General features: G+C 35.2%; 14 protein-coding genes and 3 pseudogenes. 7 read left to right on the top strand and 10 right to left on the bottom strand.

Annotated features, from left to right (window positions below; translation table 11 throughout):
- Window position 1 precedes the first annotated feature (1 nt).
- Window positions 2-730, bottom strand: a complete 729-nt coding sequence (locus ACZ43I_RS08905) for a DUF6602 domain-containing protein (RefSeq protein WP_344703274.1) — start codon at window positions 728-730, stop codon at window positions 2-4.
- Entirely contained in the window at window positions 730-1887 is a 1158-nt protein-coding gene (locus tag ACZ43I_RS08900) for an ATP-binding protein (RefSeq protein WP_344703272.1), read from the bottom strand. The genes ACZ43I_RS08905 and ACZ43I_RS08900 overlap by 1 nt, the downstream gene beginning before the upstream one ends.
- A gap of 236 nt (window positions 1888-2123) precedes the next feature.
- Here ACZ43I_RS08900 and ACZ43I_RS08895 point away from each other — a divergent pair.
- Window positions 2124-3011, top strand: a pseudogene (locus tag ACZ43I_RS08895) (IS256 family transposase); the annotation flags it as partial.
- Window positions 3012-3093: 82 nt separating this feature from the next.
- Here the strand turns inward: ACZ43I_RS08895 and ACZ43I_RS08890 are convergent.
- From ACZ43I_RS08890 to ACZ43I_RS08880, 3 genes and pseudogenes are all read right to left on the bottom strand, one after another.
- Window positions 3094-3312 (bottom strand): annotated as a pseudogene (locus ACZ43I_RS08890) (IS3 family transposase); the annotation flags it as partial.
- A gap of 133 nt (window positions 3313-3445) precedes the next feature.
- Window positions 3446-3733 carry a hypothetical protein gene (locus ACZ43I_RS08885; RefSeq protein WP_344703270.1) on the bottom strand — a complete coding sequence of 96 codons (288 nt, stop codon included), beginning with the start codon at window positions 3731-3733 and terminating at the stop codon, window positions 3446-3448.
- Complete coding sequence (locus tag ACZ43I_RS08880; RefSeq protein WP_344703268.1) at window positions 3733-3957, bottom strand: helix-turn-helix transcriptional regulator; 225 nt, start codon at window positions 3955-3957, stop codon at window positions 3733-3735. The genes ACZ43I_RS08885 and ACZ43I_RS08880 overlap by 1 nt, the downstream gene beginning before the upstream one ends.
- Before the next feature lie 312 nt (window positions 3958-4269).
- Here ACZ43I_RS08880 and ACZ43I_RS08875 point away from each other — a divergent pair, with 312 nt between their 5' ends.
- From ACZ43I_RS08875 to ACZ43I_RS08865, 3 genes and pseudogenes are all read left to right on the top strand, one after another.
- On the top strand, window positions 4270-4401 hold the full coding sequence (locus ACZ43I_RS08875; protein ID WP_425568392.1) for a helix-turn-helix domain-containing protein: 132 nt from the start codon (window positions 4270-4272) through the stop codon (window positions 4399-4401).
- 17 nt (window positions 4402-4418) lie between these two features.
- Window positions 4419-5003 (top strand): AbiV family abortive infection protein, encoded by a 585-nt coding sequence (locus ACZ43I_RS08870; protein ID WP_344703266.1) that lies wholly within the window; start codon window positions 4419-4421, stop codon window positions 5001-5003.
- A gap of 120 nt (window positions 5004-5123) precedes the next feature.
- A pseudogene (locus ACZ43I_RS08865) lies at window positions 5124-5234 on the top strand (cysteine hydrolase); the annotation flags it as partial.
- 314 nt (window positions 5235-5548) lie between these two features.
- Here the strand turns inward: ACZ43I_RS08865 and ACZ43I_RS08860 are convergent.
- Both ACZ43I_RS08860 and ACZ43I_RS08855 read right to left on the bottom strand, forming a co-directional pair.
- The gene (locus ACZ43I_RS08860) at window positions 5549-6286 is read right to left on the bottom strand and encodes a CPBP family intramembrane glutamic endopeptidase (RefSeq protein ID WP_344703264.1); all 738 of its coding nucleotides are present in this window, start codon (window positions 6284-6286) and stop codon (window positions 5549-5551) included.
- Window positions 6287-6302: 16 nt separating this feature from the next.
- Entirely contained in the window at window positions 6303-6917 is a 615-nt protein-coding gene (locus ACZ43I_RS08855; RefSeq protein ID WP_344703263.1) for a TetR/AcrR family transcriptional regulator, read from the bottom strand.
- Between the two features lie 962 nt (window positions 6918-7879).
- Here ACZ43I_RS08855 and ACZ43I_RS08850 point away from each other — a divergent pair.
- From ACZ43I_RS08850 to ACZ43I_RS08840, 3 genes are read left to right on the top strand one after another with little or no spacing between them, the layout of a single operon-like run.
- Window positions 7880-8248: an ArsR/SmtB family transcription factor gene (locus tag ACZ43I_RS08850; protein ID WP_046513385.1), complete on the top strand. Its 369-nt coding sequence runs from the start codon at window positions 7880-7882 to the stop codon at window positions 8246-8248.
- Window positions 8241-10709: a heavy metal translocating P-type ATPase gene (locus tag ACZ43I_RS08845; RefSeq protein ID WP_344700745.1), complete on the top strand. Its 2469-nt coding sequence runs from the start codon at window positions 8241-8243 to the stop codon at window positions 10707-10709. The genes ACZ43I_RS08850 and ACZ43I_RS08845 overlap by 8 nt, the downstream gene beginning before the upstream one ends.
- A complete protein-coding gene (locus tag ACZ43I_RS08840; RefSeq protein ID WP_344700746.1) occupies window positions 10706-11326 on the top strand; it encodes a CadD family cadmium resistance transporter in 621 nt (206 codons plus the stop codon). The genes ACZ43I_RS08845 and ACZ43I_RS08840 overlap by 4 nt, the downstream gene beginning before the upstream one ends.
- Before the next feature lie 215 nt (window positions 11327-11541).
- Here the strand turns inward: ACZ43I_RS08840 and ACZ43I_RS08835 are convergent, their stop codons facing one another.
- The 3 genes from ACZ43I_RS08835 to ACZ43I_RS08825 all read right to left on the bottom strand — a co-directional run bounded on the left by ACZ43I_RS08835 (window position 11542) and on the right by ACZ43I_RS08825 (window position 14450).
- Window positions 11542-12462, bottom strand: coding sequence for a hypothetical protein (locus tag ACZ43I_RS08835; RefSeq protein ID WP_344700747.1), 921 nt, complete (start codon window positions 12460-12462; stop codon window positions 11542-11544).
- A 36-nt stretch (window positions 12463-12498) separates the two neighbouring features.
- Window positions 12499-13458 (bottom strand): IS30 family transposase, encoded by a 960-nt coding sequence (locus tag ACZ43I_RS08830; RefSeq protein ID WP_380710055.1) that lies wholly within the window; start codon window positions 13456-13458, stop codon window positions 12499-12501.
- An 86-nt stretch (window positions 13459-13544) separates the two neighbouring features.
- Window positions 13545-14450, bottom strand: coding sequence for a P-loop NTPase fold protein (locus ACZ43I_RS08825; protein WP_344703142.1), 906 nt, complete (start codon window positions 14448-14450; stop codon window positions 13545-13547).
- Window positions 14451-14933 lie beyond the last annotated feature (483 nt).

Below are 14933 nucleotides of genomic sequence, written 5' to 3'. Positions count from 1 at the left end.
ACTATATGCCCCTCTCTAGTTTTAACCCCTCTAATGATGAATTAGCATAATTTCTAATATCTAATGCAGGGACTGTTCCGATTTTATAAAGTTCGTCTAAGATAATGAAGAAAAACGATAAAATAACTTCATCGTCATTTGATTTTTTAATATCTAGAAGATTCTCATCATCATCTTTGATAGTTAGAAATGAAAAGCTATTAATTGCACATCCTAAATCAATTGAAGGATACAGTGATAAATAATCTTTTATAGAATTAAATTTTATAGAATTAGAAGATATAATTCCTCCAATAATTTTTGTTAAATCCCGAGCCGCTACATAATTTCCTGCTACTATCATGGGTCTTGAGCTTCTACATAAGTTTTTTACAGACATAATCTTATGATGTGCATATTCAAGTTGATACTTATTAATCTTTTGTTTGACCTCAAATACAGCATATACACTTTCGGCTGTAATATATTTTTCTCCTGTTTCAGTCTCAAAAATAAGTGGTGCATATAAAGCATCATAAATGATAATATCTATTTGTTCACTTATCTTACCAGTTGAATCAAATATAAATCCTTTGTCAATTGAATATTTACTTGGTAAGAAACTTCTAAAGAAGTTAATCCAAGCTGATTCAGAATTATCACCTTTCGAAGTTGGATGAGATATAACAGATTCTAACTTTGCGGTTAATGCTTTTTGTTTGTTATCTAATAAAGCTTTTATGGATGTCATTATAAACTCCTTCCACCAGTCTTGAATTCATTTAACTTGTTAACTAATAACTTTCCAGTTTTTATTTCTATATTAAAGACAGTTTTTTCTCTCTCATTTTCAGTATCTAAGTCGGAGAGTAAATCATCTTCAGATTGATATTCTAACTCGTATAAAAATCCTTGGAGATCTTCTTTAATGAAATTTTCAAAAGCATTCTTTTCAATTTCAGATTTAAATATAAGGATAATTTCTAGGAAGCGTTGACGAGCATGATGTGCTTCGTAAGAGTCACTATCGAACAAAAAATGATGTAAATTATATAAAAGAGTATCTTCAATAAAATATCTATATGATAAGCTTTCCTGTCCATATTGATCTACATTGATAAAGCCACGTTCTGGGATAGGAGAGTGATACCGACCAGAGTCTAGAATAGCAGTTTGACTCTCAGATAAAATGGTATTGTAGTACCTACACTCATAATGAGAATAAGACATATGTGAATTCATCTGATTATAAGCATAAAAAGATGGAGAAAGTTTATCATATTGTTCTCTTTGTTCTTCATTCTCTACTATCGTAAATTCAGGTGCTTCGTCAAAATAATATCCTGTTTGATTTGTTCTCCATTTATTTTTTTGTAAGAGTATCGCTTTAAGTCTATCGATTGGTGTTGGAAGAAGTCCAAGTCTAATTTTCCATAATAATTCAGTATGAGATGAATCAGCTGTTGAATTAATTGGAGTATTTCTATCTTCAATTCTTGAGTAAATACTCCCCGCATGTACAATTGTGTTGTCTTCTTTGAATTGTTCTTCTAAATAAAAAGGAACTTTATCTGATTCTTTAATAACCAGTACATCTATTTCATGATTTTCGATAAAAATTGTTCTTAGAACCACATAGGGAATAATACCGCCGGCAAATTTTTTCCCTCGTAAAAACGACGTGAAATGTTCTTGATTTTTCCTTTTAATATCTTCTTCAATACCGGTAATAACACCATTATCATTTATACCAAAGATTAAATAGGCATCTCTGTTTTCAAGATTATTTGCTAGACAAATAATATCATGAAGTAGTTTTGCTTTATTATGGTGGTATTCTCTTTTAAAATCCCAATATGTTCCTTCACGTTTTTCATCTATTAAATTTTGAACTACACTATCAAGCATAATCTTTCTCCTTATTGTTCTGGATATATTATAACATTTAAGTGTAATATTTTGTAAGAAGAGGAGTTTATGAGAAGTGTTCAAGCAACTTATTGATTGAATACTTTTATCTCTTCAAGTGTGTTAATGATGAAGGTAAAACTATTCAAAAATTAGATTAAATTATAAAAGCCGAAATGGCTTCTCATTTCAGCTTAGTGATTTATTAAAATCTGTGGCACAGTCGTGGCACACTTGACACATTGGAATCTTTTGTCATCCATATGTTTCAAAAAGGGGTGACGATGTCTGAAATCTCCCACCTGATTGAACGGATGTATGGGCATCACTATACGCCCCAGACCATTTCAAATATGACCCAGGCGGTCACAGAAGAAGTGGAGGCATTTCGCCAGCGTTCGTTATCCGAGCGGTATGTGTGCGTGTACCTGGATGCGACATTCCTGCCCGTCAAACGGGAGACAGTGACCAAAGAGGCTGTCTATATCGCTGTGGGCATCCGGGAGGATGGCTCCAAGGAAGTGCTGGCCTATACTGTCGCGCCGACGGAATCTGCGTATGTATGGAAAGAATTGATTGGAGATATCCATGCACGGGGCGTGACGGAAGTCCTGCTCTTCATTTCTGACGGGCTTCCAGGTATCAAAGACAGTATTCATTCGGTGTTTCCAAAAGCGAAATACCAGACATGTTTCATTCACGTTGGACGCAACATTTCCCACAAGGTCCGTGTGTCGGACCGGAAGGCAATCTGTGAGGACCTGAAGTCCCTGTATCGCGCCACGGATAAGGCCGAAGCTGAGCAGGCTTTGGACGCGTTTATCGAGAAGTGGAAGAAATCTTACGCCAAAGTCACGCAATCGTTGAAAGCCAATCCGGATCTGTTCACTTTTTATGATTTCCCTGAAGCAATCAGGAGAAGCATTTACTCCACAAATCTGATTGAGTCATTCAATAAGCAGATCAAACGGTACAGTAAGCGCAAAGAGCAGTTCCCGAACGAGGACTCCCTTGACCGTTTCCTGGTCACTCAATTTGAAGCATATAACCAACGGTTCGCGACACGGTGCCATATTGGTTTTGACCAGGCCCGTGCAGAATTAGCTGAAATGTTCAGCGGGTAATGCACACTACAAGAAAAGGCATGCCTTCATTTACACATAATTATGAACTGTAACCTATTATGTAGACAGTTTAAAAAAAGACCTATGCAGTGAGTAGATGGCCCCGGTATTGAATCGGGGTCATCTTTTTTAATCCCCATTGATAGCGTTCATTATTATACCTCGTAATATAGTCCTCCACCTTATGCTTTAATTCTTCAAATGTCTCACACGCTTTATGATCAACGATATCTTTAAAGTGACCAAAGAAGGATTCCATTGGCGCGTTATCCCAGCAGTTTCCCCGACGGGACATCGATTGCCGAGCAAATATACTGAAGTGATCTCACGGATTTGATATTCGATTGCTTGATTAAGGTCTCCCTTTATCATATAAATTAGACAAAAAGTAAAGCCACCTCAATATTAATGATGTGACCTTATATCTCCATTTATTAAACATTCTTACTTATATAACTAATGGTAACAGCATTGATAAAAATGAGTAGAGATAATGCTATTATAAATATAAGTCCTAATAACTCTCTAGAAGCATTTAAAAAAACAATTATTATAACTACAAGTGCAAAAGTAAGAAATAGAAAACTCATTGTGACATGTGAGGCTTTAGCTAGGACAGCTTGCCCTCTTTCATCTGTTCCTTCTGACTTCGCAAAACTTATATATTTACCTATCCCAAATCCAGCAATTATCATGGAAATTACAATTAATATATTAATCATTAATCTTCATCCTTCCTCTCATATTTAAAAATATCTTCAATTTTTTTATCAAATAATAAGGATATCTCAAAAGCTAGCTTTAAAGATGGATTATATTTATTTGACTCTAATGAATGTATCGTTTGTCTAGTTACATTAAGTTGGTCTGCAACGTATTTTTGCGTCCAACGTTTTTCTGCTCTTAGGATATATAGATTATTTATCATCTCCTTCTCCTTCTTCATAAAATCATCCCTTTCTAACGAAAAGTAAAAAATATATTACATAAGTAAAACATACTTTACTTAAGACGTGATGTCAAATTTTAATTTAAATATCATTTCAATTTTTAATGATTATCTAATATAAGCAAAACTAATTCCAGCATCGAAAAGCCAATTTTGATGCGTTGAGGCTAAATACTTTTCTCCTTCTTCTAAAATCTATGTAAATTAAATTCACTATTAAGTGAAAGAACGAAAAAAGGATTAGATGCTGCAAGAGCAAGAGGAAGATCCGGAGGTAGACCAAAAACACCAGAAGGTAAGGAAAAGGTTTTGCTATCCTTATATGATAGTAAGAGTTATACAATCAATGAGATCATTAAAATAACAGGATTGTCTAAAGGCACAATCTACCGGATTATTAATGACAGAAAACATAGTGAAGATGACCTAAAATCCCTGTAAATAAAAGGAGATACAATATGGATAAAGATAAATCAATAAAGGAAGTTGAAAGGACACTCTGCAGGGGAAGCAATTTTAAAATAGAATCAGAAGACTTTAATAAATGTATTGATCATGTCATACAACTTGTTAAAGATTCCTTTATGCTATTCCAAATGAAATCATTTTCTACATCATTATTCTTATCAATTGCTGTTATTGAAGAAGTAGGAAAAATTCACGTGGGTCTTTTTACTACAAGACAAACTGAAGTAAAGAAAGACCCCCTGAGGGATCACAAGAGGAAGCAAATAATGGGTTCGAACTATACCATCAGTATGGGTGAAAGACTAGTAAATGCTATTGGAATGAAAAGACTAGAAGAAATATATAGCATGTCATACAGTGGGCAGTTGAAAGATCTGAGAGAGAAATCGATATACTGTGATTATGAAGACGGTGGTCTTATGATTCCACATGAATGTATTGATAAACAATTTTCAAAAGACATCCTCTTATTTGCAATTGAATCTTTTGACGATAATTTAGTAGGATATACTAAATACTCTATAGAGAGATCAAAAATTACTGACGAAATATTTGAGAGTCTATTAATTGATTGACTCTGTTAAAGTTAGTTATTGATATTTTTAAAAAAGAAAAATTTTTCTATAATGTTTTTAGGAGTCTTAAGGGTGGTGAAGACTATGAAATCAGCAGAAATTAATGAGAAAAACCAACCACCACCATATTATGATGCAGCTACAATACACAATATCTCTCTAGCTACATTGCACGATGGAATTGCCACAATATTAACAACAGAGAAGTTAATAAGCAATTTTATAGAATAACCTCTTTAAATAAAGAGTGCTTTGGTTAAAGAAGCTATTATTAAAATGAAATGTATTTCTATATAACTGAAAGTTCATTGACTATAGTAAAATCAATATTTAATAGAGTCACTTGGTTAAAGAAGAAAAGGTTTTGCTCTCCTTGTTATGATAGTAAAGGTTATATAACCAATAGAATCCTTAAAATAACCAGGTTGTATAAAGGTACTATCTACTCAATCTTAAACAAAGTGTTATTAAGTCGTTCGTAAAATTGTACTTTTATAAACGTTTAACATTCTGGATGCGAAAGTTGAATTAATAAAGAAAAGAATTTACAACAAACCAGAGGCTAGAATAAATATGGTCATTCCATGTGTAATCGTAGCTGCTATAACACCATGATTTTTACGCACAACAGCACAAATAATACCTTCATATAAAGTAAATAGTATAACCGCTATACCTAAATCAGTCACTGTCACAGCAAGGAAAATATGTCCCATCGCAAAAATCAGCCCTGAAAGAAGTACAGCATGCCAAGAGCTGAGCTGTGTCTCAAGATACCCCTGAAGATATCCTCTAAATAATACTTCTTCCGTAAAGTTGCCAAATAATGAAAATATCAAAAGCGGCAGAAGCAATTCTAAAGAAACAGCACCACCTAATTCTTCAGCGGATGTGCCCATATACATAAAGTAAAAAGGAATAATTACAACTACTCCACCGATGAAACCAACTACAAGTGATGTTATTTTATACCTTCCGAACCATAATATATACTGCCTCAAAGATTTATTAAAATATAGAATTCCAACTGTTAATACTAATGAAGTCAATGCCAGTGCTATTAAAATAAATCCATCATCAATAAATCGCAGCCATATAGTACCTTCATCAATACCAAATGTCCATAATCCCATGGGTGTCATTGCATCACGCATTAGTATAAAACCAAAAATCAGCAAAAATATTTTAGTAAGTACTGCATTTTTCGGGAAGAGTAAAAAGATAAGCGTGATAAGAACTAATCCTGGAAATATTCTTAAACTATACTCAAATAATAACGCCATGATTAGTCCTCCTTAGTCATTGATCAGGCTGTAGCGAACGCATTATTTGTTCGATAACCTGCTGTCTGTATTTTTTAATATCTGAGTCCTGCATTTTCCGGCCCCTTCCCGGGTTCAATAGGTTAGGATGACGAAACAGAGGAAAGAAACAAAAAATCTGAACAATAGAAAGTGACATAAACATTCTCGGATCTGTATCAGAATGGAAAATTTCTTTTTGAATCCCCCTTTCAATTGTTTCAATCAAAAATTGTTTTGTTTCATTTTCAAAGTCAATTGTAATTAGATTAAGTGTCTCCCATTTTGAAACCATTTCCCACAGCATTAAAGAGATGTATTCAGGATGAGAGTAACAATAGTTAAAATAGTCCTCAGCAGCATTTTGTATAATATCCCATTCGGTATCTCCATGAGGATGCTGCATTTTTTGAAACATTTGCTGCATTTGATTTGCCAACACACTTTCGTATAGTCCACCTTTGCTGCTGAAATAATGGTATATCATACCTTTGTTGACCTGACTGACTTTTGCAATTTCATCTACTCTGGTTCCGGCAAATCCTTTTGAAGCAAATAGAGTTGCAGCTTCTTTCAATATTAATTCTTGTGTCTTCTTAGGATTTCTCTTCAAGTTTAAACCTCCAATACTAACTAACTAGTTAGTTAGTATATTATCATAAGATACTAATTTTTAGAATAAGAATTGTCAGTCTGTTCTCTGAATCTGAGAATATAATTTATGTGTGTTTTTAAAACTAAGTTTGACCGTTTATAAAAGGTTGTGTCGATTATGATATTATTTTGCACTAAAGTTAAAAATCTTAGCTTATCTTTTCAAGAAGATGGCTAATTTTCTATGTTGAGTATGCAAAATAACGCTCAAAATTAGTGCAATTTACCTCTTAAAGTGACAAGTTGATTTTACTATAGATTTTAAGTACAAAACCCGTACAATTATCTTTGTACAATATCTTAAAAACTTATTGGGTTTTTGTACTATATGTTATTTTTGGCGATAAATTGCATATACTTTAAGTTTTATTTTGCATAATCAACTTTAAAACCCAGCTTTCTTCGTGAAAAGATTAGCTGGGCTTCTTAACTATAGTGCAAATTATCGCCTAAATCAGTGCAAAATAACATCAAAAGTGACAAAACCAGTGAAATCAATATCCTAATATTGTCTATTTAGGGTCTACTCTAATCAATCAAAAATTTAAGAGAGAAAAACACATCTACAAAGTGTTTAACCAGAATATTATTTTTCTAATTATAACTGAATAACGTTCGTAAAAGTATATGCAAAATATTGAACGTTCGTAAACTATTTTTATATGTTTAAGAACGTTTATTTTAATCTATTTCAAATGTTTTTAAACCGTTCTTAAAAGTGTACTTTTAAGAACGAATAAATTATTTATCACAATAAAGTTCACTTACGATATCGTAATTTCTTTCAGTTTTATTTCAGAAAATTCTTTCTATGTCGCGAAAAACTTATACAAATTTATTATTATTCAAACATCTGCTTGAATAAAGAAAACAAGATGATATACTATATTCAAACAAATATTTGAATGACGGGGTGTATGTATGAATAAGAAAGAAACATGTGAAGTTTTTTGTTATGACGAAGAAAAGGTTAACCGGATGCAAGAGAATTTACAAACTGTCGATATTGCCGGTATATCACAGATGCTTAAGGCTATTGCCGATGTGAATAGGGCAAAAATCACCTATTCCTTATGCAAGGAAGAGGAATTATGCGTCTGTGACATCGCAAATATACTCGGTGTGACTGTAGCAAGTGCATCTCATCATTTACGCACGCTCTACAAAGAAGGCATCGTTAGATTCAGGAAAGAAGGGAAACTCGCGTTCTATTCTCTGGAAGATCAGCATATTAAAGAAATCATGACGATTGCATTAATACATAGGAAAGAAGTGATAACCAATGTCTGAAGGGATTGCAGAGCTGACTGAAGAAGAAAAAAAAGTTTACCGTGTTCAGGGGTTTTCCTGTGCGAACTGTGCAGGGAAATTTGAGCGCAATGTGAAGAAACTACCTGAAGTTCAAGATGCGAAGGTGAATTTTGGCGCATCAAAAATTTCTGTATATGGTTCTGCAACGGTTGAGGAACTGGAAGAAGCAGGAGCATTTGAAAATCTCAAAGTGGTGCCTGAAAAGTCTAGTCGTCAAGCGCAACCAGAAGTTAATAAAGAAAAAAATGTTTACCGTGTTCAGGGGTTTTCCTGTGCAAATTGTGCTGGCACATTTGAGAACAATGTGAAGAAACTACCTGAAGTTCAAGATGCGAAGGTGAATTTTGGCGCATCAAAAATTTCTGTATATGGTTCTGCAACGGTTGAGGAACTGGAAGAAGCAGGAGCATTTGAAAATCTCAAAGTGGTGCCTGAGAAATCCCGGGAAGAAAGTGGACAAGACAAAAAAGAAAAGGAAGTAACCATTCCATTTTATAAAAAGCACAGCACTCTGCTCTATTCGCTACTGTTTATCGCTTTTGGCTTCATTTCAATGTTGGTGAATGGTGATGACAATATTCTTACACCACTGCTATTCATCACTTCCATGATTGTCGGAGGGGCTTCAATGCTGAAAACGGGTCTCCAGAATTTAGTCCGGTTTGAATTTGATATGCGAACCCTGATGACAGTCGCAGTGATTGGCGGTGTCATCATCGGAGAATGGGCCGAGGTCGCCATTGTTGTCATCTTGTTTGCCATCAGTGAAGCGTTGGAGCGTTTCTCGATGGATCGAGCAAGGCAATCCATCAGTTCATTGATGGATATTGCTCCTAAAGAGGCACTTGTCAGACGCAACGGACAGGAAATGACAGTGCACGTCAATGATATTGCTGTGGGCGATATCATGATTGTTAAGCCTGGACAGAAAATTGCTATGGACGGCGTAATTGTCAATGGTTACTCTGTAATCAACCAGGCAGCAATCACAGGTGAATCAGTGCCGGTTGAAAAATCGCTCGATGATGAAGTATTTGCAGGGACACTGAACGAAGAAGGCTTACTGGAAGTTAAAATCACTAAATTGGTTGAAGATACGACCATTGCCAAAATCATTCATCTGGTGGAAGAAGCACAAGGTGAGCGTGCTCCTGCCCAGGCATTCGTTGATAAATTTGCAAAATATTATACGCCTGCCATTATGGGTGTCGCAGTGCTGGTTGCGATTGTACCCCCGTTATTTTTCGGTGCGAGTTGGTCCACTTGGGTGTATCAAGGGTTAGCGGTTCTCGTTGTAGGTTGTCCATGTGCATTGGTGATTTCCACGCCGATAGCAATTGTTTCAGCAATCGGAAACGCTGCCAAGAAGGGAGTCCTTATAAAAGGCGGGGTCTACCTCGAAGAAATGGGTGGATTAAAAGCCATTGCATTTGATAAGACCGGCACACTCACAAAAGGCGTCCCGGTTGTAACCGATTATCGTTTAATCGACAATGCAGTTGATGAAAAGGAAATGCTGGCAGTCATCACAGCATTGGAAGATCGTTCCCAGCATCCATTGGCATCCGCTATTATAAAGAAGGCAGACAGTTATAACCTTCCTTATTCTGATATCTTTGTCGAAGACTTTTCTTCCATTACAGGCAAAGGGATACGGGGTAAAATCAATAATGAAATGTATTATGTTGGCAGTCCGGCATTATTTGAAGAGATACCGGCAACTAATTTCAATGATGCAATTAAAAGTGATATCAAAACACTTCAGGAACAAGGTAAGACCGTCATGGTTGCAGGAACGAAAAATACAGTTCAGGCAATCATTGCGGTCGCGGATGAAGTCCGCGAATCAAGTAAAGCAGTGATAGAGAAACTTCATCAGGCAGGCATCGAAAAAACAGTCATGCTTACGGGAGATAATCATAGTACCGCCAGTGCGATTGGTGCACATGTTGGTGTCACAGATATTCAATCAGAATTACTCCCGCAGGATAAACTGGATGTAATTAAGCAACTAAAAACTGATTATCGTCATGTAGGCATGGTCGGCGATGGGGTCAATGACGCCCCGGCGCTGGCAGCTTCCACCGTTGGTATCGCTATGGGTGGCGCCGGTACAGATACCGCCCTTGAAACAGCAGATGTCGCCTTAATGGGCGATGACCTGAAGAAACTGCCTTTTACCATCAAGCTCAGCCGCAAAACATTGAACATCATCAAAGCGAATATCGCTTTTGCCATTGGAATCAAACTGATTGCTCTATTGTTGGTCATCCCAGGATGGCTGACACTATGGATTGCGATTCTCTCGGACATGGGTGCCACTTTAGTGGTGGCCATGAATGGTTTGAGGCTTATGCGTGTGAAGGAAGATGAATTAAGCTTGGGTTCTTCCCAGATAAATAAAAGTACTGATGCTGAAAAATTGGAGTTGGAACTATGATTGTAACGGCATTTACAGCTGCTGCCGTTTATGTAGCGACAGGAATCGACTACCTCGTTATATTGATTCTTCTGTTTTCGCAAATCAAAAAGAGTAATCAAATAAAACATATTTGGATTGGACAATATATAGGGACAGTCATTATTATAGGCGCAAGTCTTCTGGTCGCATTGGGAGTAGCCAATTTTATTCCTCAACAATGGATGATCGGCCTGCTTGGATTGCTGCCACTTTACCTGGGTATCAAAATATGGATCAAAGGGGAAGAGGACGAAGATGAAGATAACATTCTCTCCCTTTTCTCTTCAGGCAGATTTAATCAATTATTTATAACGGTCACTTTCATTGTACTGGCTTCCAGTGCGGATGATTTTTCTATCTATATACCATACTTTACAACTTTAAATATGATGGAAATCGTTATTGCCATCATTGTTTTCATGATTATGGTTGGTGTTCTATGTCTAATCAGCTATCGATTGGCTTCCTTGGATTTTGTTTCAGATAAAATCGAAAAATATGAACGTTGGATCGTTCCAATCGTCTTTATAGGATTAGGAATTTATATCCTATTTGAAAATGGCACATTCAACGCTCTGTTCTCATTCCTATTTTAATAGGAAATTTTATAAGCCGATATCTCTCTTTTAATGTGAGATATCGGCTTAATTTTAGTGCAAAATATCACTTAAATAAGTGCAAAATAAAGTCAAAAGTCACATACAGTCAAATCAATACATACTATGTGTATGTTTAGGGCCTACCCTAAGTACACGGTATGATTATTGTGGTAAACTGTTGAATCTAGTTTAGCAGTTGGTCTCATCTATAATTATATAAGAGAAAATTCAGAATAATCCATAGCATTATTGTAATATGATAAAAGATCTTTTCTTGATTGTGTATGCTCAATTTCTTTTATCCTTGCTAAAAATTCAATCTTCAATTTAGGAGAGTTAATTATCGTTTCGTGTACCATTGGAATTTCTTCTTTGCCGTTTCTTATAATTACAGTTAACAAGCTTGATTTTGTTTTTCCATAAAATTTCTCGTCATCACTACCAATAATATCCCTAATTAATTCACTGAACCTTTTTTCGTTATAATTTTTTAGCAAGTGTAATGTGCCATAAAATGGCTCGTCATTATAAATAATCTCTTTCGACTGTACGATAGATTCGTATTCTTTATCGGTTAAAACACTATTTTCTCGATCAAATTTTACTTTTAAGAAAAATAGTTTATTTAAATCAATATTGGAGGCTATGTCCTTATACCATTCTTTAAATTCTGGAGTTTTTATTAGAAAAGTTTTCAAATCGTAAAGTGTAGCAGCGATTAAGTTGTTAAAAATAGTATCTTCATTGTATTGATTCTTATCGAATAATAGATTTACGATACTATTTAAATAGTCTATTAAAAGTTTTTTATCTTCTTGATGTCTTGACATAAGTCTAAAGACTCTTGATCTAAATAAAGTTTGTGATTGGAAATCCAATTCTGTTACTTCCTTAAAACTTTCAGCAGATAAAACCTTACTATGTTCAAGTACCAATCTTATATTATGAAAGTTCTTCCCATTACCAACTATATATAAATCATGATATCCATTAAATAAGGATGGTGAATCTACAACTTTATTGTTTATGAATGGATACAGCAAACTATTCAGTTGGTATTCATCTTGTAATTCACACATAAAATTTTTGTTACTTTCCTCTTGGGTTGACTGCTTAGGCTGCAAAATTTCCAAAAATGGAATTCGATCATAATTTATAAATTTCGTTTGTCAAAATAAGCTAGACAGTTCCTTTTCACCCATGTAACTCAAAAAGACTTCCAATGGTGTCCGGTAGTTCAATGATTTTCTCGGTATGTGGTTTCTTCTTGAAGCGACAGACGAGACAAATATCTGATCGACCGTGTTGAAATCCATGTCTTTGGGCAGTCCATCCTTTCTGAGCAGGCCATTGGAATGTTCATTCAATCCCCGTTGAGACGGTGTCCCTGGGTCGGCAAAGTAGATGGACAGATCGTTCTGGTTGCTCATCGATTGCCAGTTGGAGAATTCCTTACCACAGTCGAAAGTGATGGACTTGAACAGGTTTCTGGGCATCTCTTGACACCACGTATTGATGGCAGACTCGATTGCCTGTGCCGTCCGGCCTTCAGGCTTCAAGGTGATAATGACCTTAGACAGGCGTTCAACCAGCGTGATGACGGCACTCTTGTGGCGGACACCGACGATGGTATCTCCCTCGAGATGGCCGAATTCTTCATTGAACGCCGGGTAGTCAGTTGTTCTTTCAGAGATGTTTCGCCTGAAGGCCTGTCTGCCCCGGCGTTCCTGATGGCCATTTGGTTTTCGCTTGCCTTGCATCGGCAGTGTGGCTACATCAAAGGTTTTTCGTTTGAACATTCGATACAGTGTACGGCCCGAGCAGTCAATTGGCATCTCCTGCCGACCGACAATCACATCCGGTGTCCAGCCTTGCGCCACCTGCTTTTCAACATGTTTCTGCTGATCGGTCGGTAGAACAATCCGTTTTCTACCACACCGGCTTTTGTTTTCCTTATAGCGCCGATAATACTCCAGCGCAGTGTGCCCGTCCTTGAGATATGCGATGACATTATGGACCGTCTGACGGGCACGCCCAATCCGTTTCGCAATCTGTGAAGTCGGGGTCTCTTGATGGAAATAGGCTTCTATGATTACTAGCTCGTCCGTGGTAATATGGGTGTAGGTCATGCGTGATCACTCCTATGATTTTCTTTGGTCGGAAAACTCATTTTGAGTGTATCACGCGTGACCCTTTTTAGGTGTCTAGCTTAATTTTACAATCGGCGAAATGAAATAATTTTATTATATACATCGTAGTAAAAATGATATAAATATAATAGATAAATTTTTTCATTAGAATTGATGTATTCTATGTTGCTATTATTGGAAACATGGTCATCTATCAGTTCGGAAAATTGTTCATAATCTCGGTATGTTCTTTTCTTATTGGTAAAATCACTTCTCAAAAGGATCATTTCAATAGAGGAAGTGTCAATTTCTATCTTTTGCAGTTTCTCTTCAATTTTACTATATAAATACTGCGTACTATGAAGATTATCTATGTCATATCTATAATCTATAATTTTTCTTACGAAACCATCCCTTATATCTTTATCTATTTGTATTATATCTCCAACTATAATAATCTTATTCTGGTTACTTTTAAGTAAATTGATAATAGCATATAGATTTTCACGATCTTGAGAAGATATTCTATCAAAATCGTCAATAACAATTATTTTGTTTTTATCTGAAAAATCTTCAACTATTTTTTTAGACCTGTTTTCTAAAATATCTGAACTAGAAAAGTAATCTTTGGATTGAAGCAATGAAGCTATTATAAAAAAATAAAAGAATAGTAGTATGCTGTTGGTAAAAATTGAGGTAGTAAAAATGTCGCCTGTAAATAAGTAACTTAATAAGTAAAGTAATAAAGTTATTACTGCAGAAATTATTATCACTATTATTGGATAAGTTAACTTGTAGAAAAAAAACTTTATGGGTTTTAGTTTTTTTGCTATTAAAGTAAAGTTTTGATCTGAAATTTCTTCGCCCCAAAAGTCCATCTCAATATACTTATATTTTTTACTCTTCTCTCTCAATTCATTTAAAAAGTATGTTTTCCCACTCCCCCACCTCCCATTCAAAAAAGTTACCCCTGTTTTTTTTTTACAATTAATATAAGTATCGTAAAAATAGTCGATCTCTTTATTGAATTCATTAGTAATAACGCATCACTCTCCATACTCTTAAATATTTATATTAATGTTCATCATATAGTAGTTCTATAGTAACTTTATTATCAATCAGTTTTAATAAATATATCCTACTCCTTATTATGAGATTTCTACCTAAATTATACTATATATTTGGAAATTCTCATCGTTCCGAATAATTTTAAGGGGTCTTGTCCGTATTGTGGGGAAAAGCAGTATCCCATAGCACTCACAAAAATAGAATAGATGATCATGCATATACCCATCAACTTTTATCGAGCAATCGTTCTGCTTCGTGTGAGAAAATTTAATACATACACCTTATATTTACGATTGAATGACCCCATCGGACACACCTCATGTATCCGATGAAAATTGTAAATAAATTGAGAAAGAATATAGAGAGAAATGGAGGGAAAAATCGGAGTTGAAATATTTGATGTAAAT

The organism is Salinicoccus jeotgali, assembly GCF_055379195.1.
Note: the sequence above shows the minus strand (reverse complement) of the source record. Positions and strands in the feature narration are given on the sequence as shown.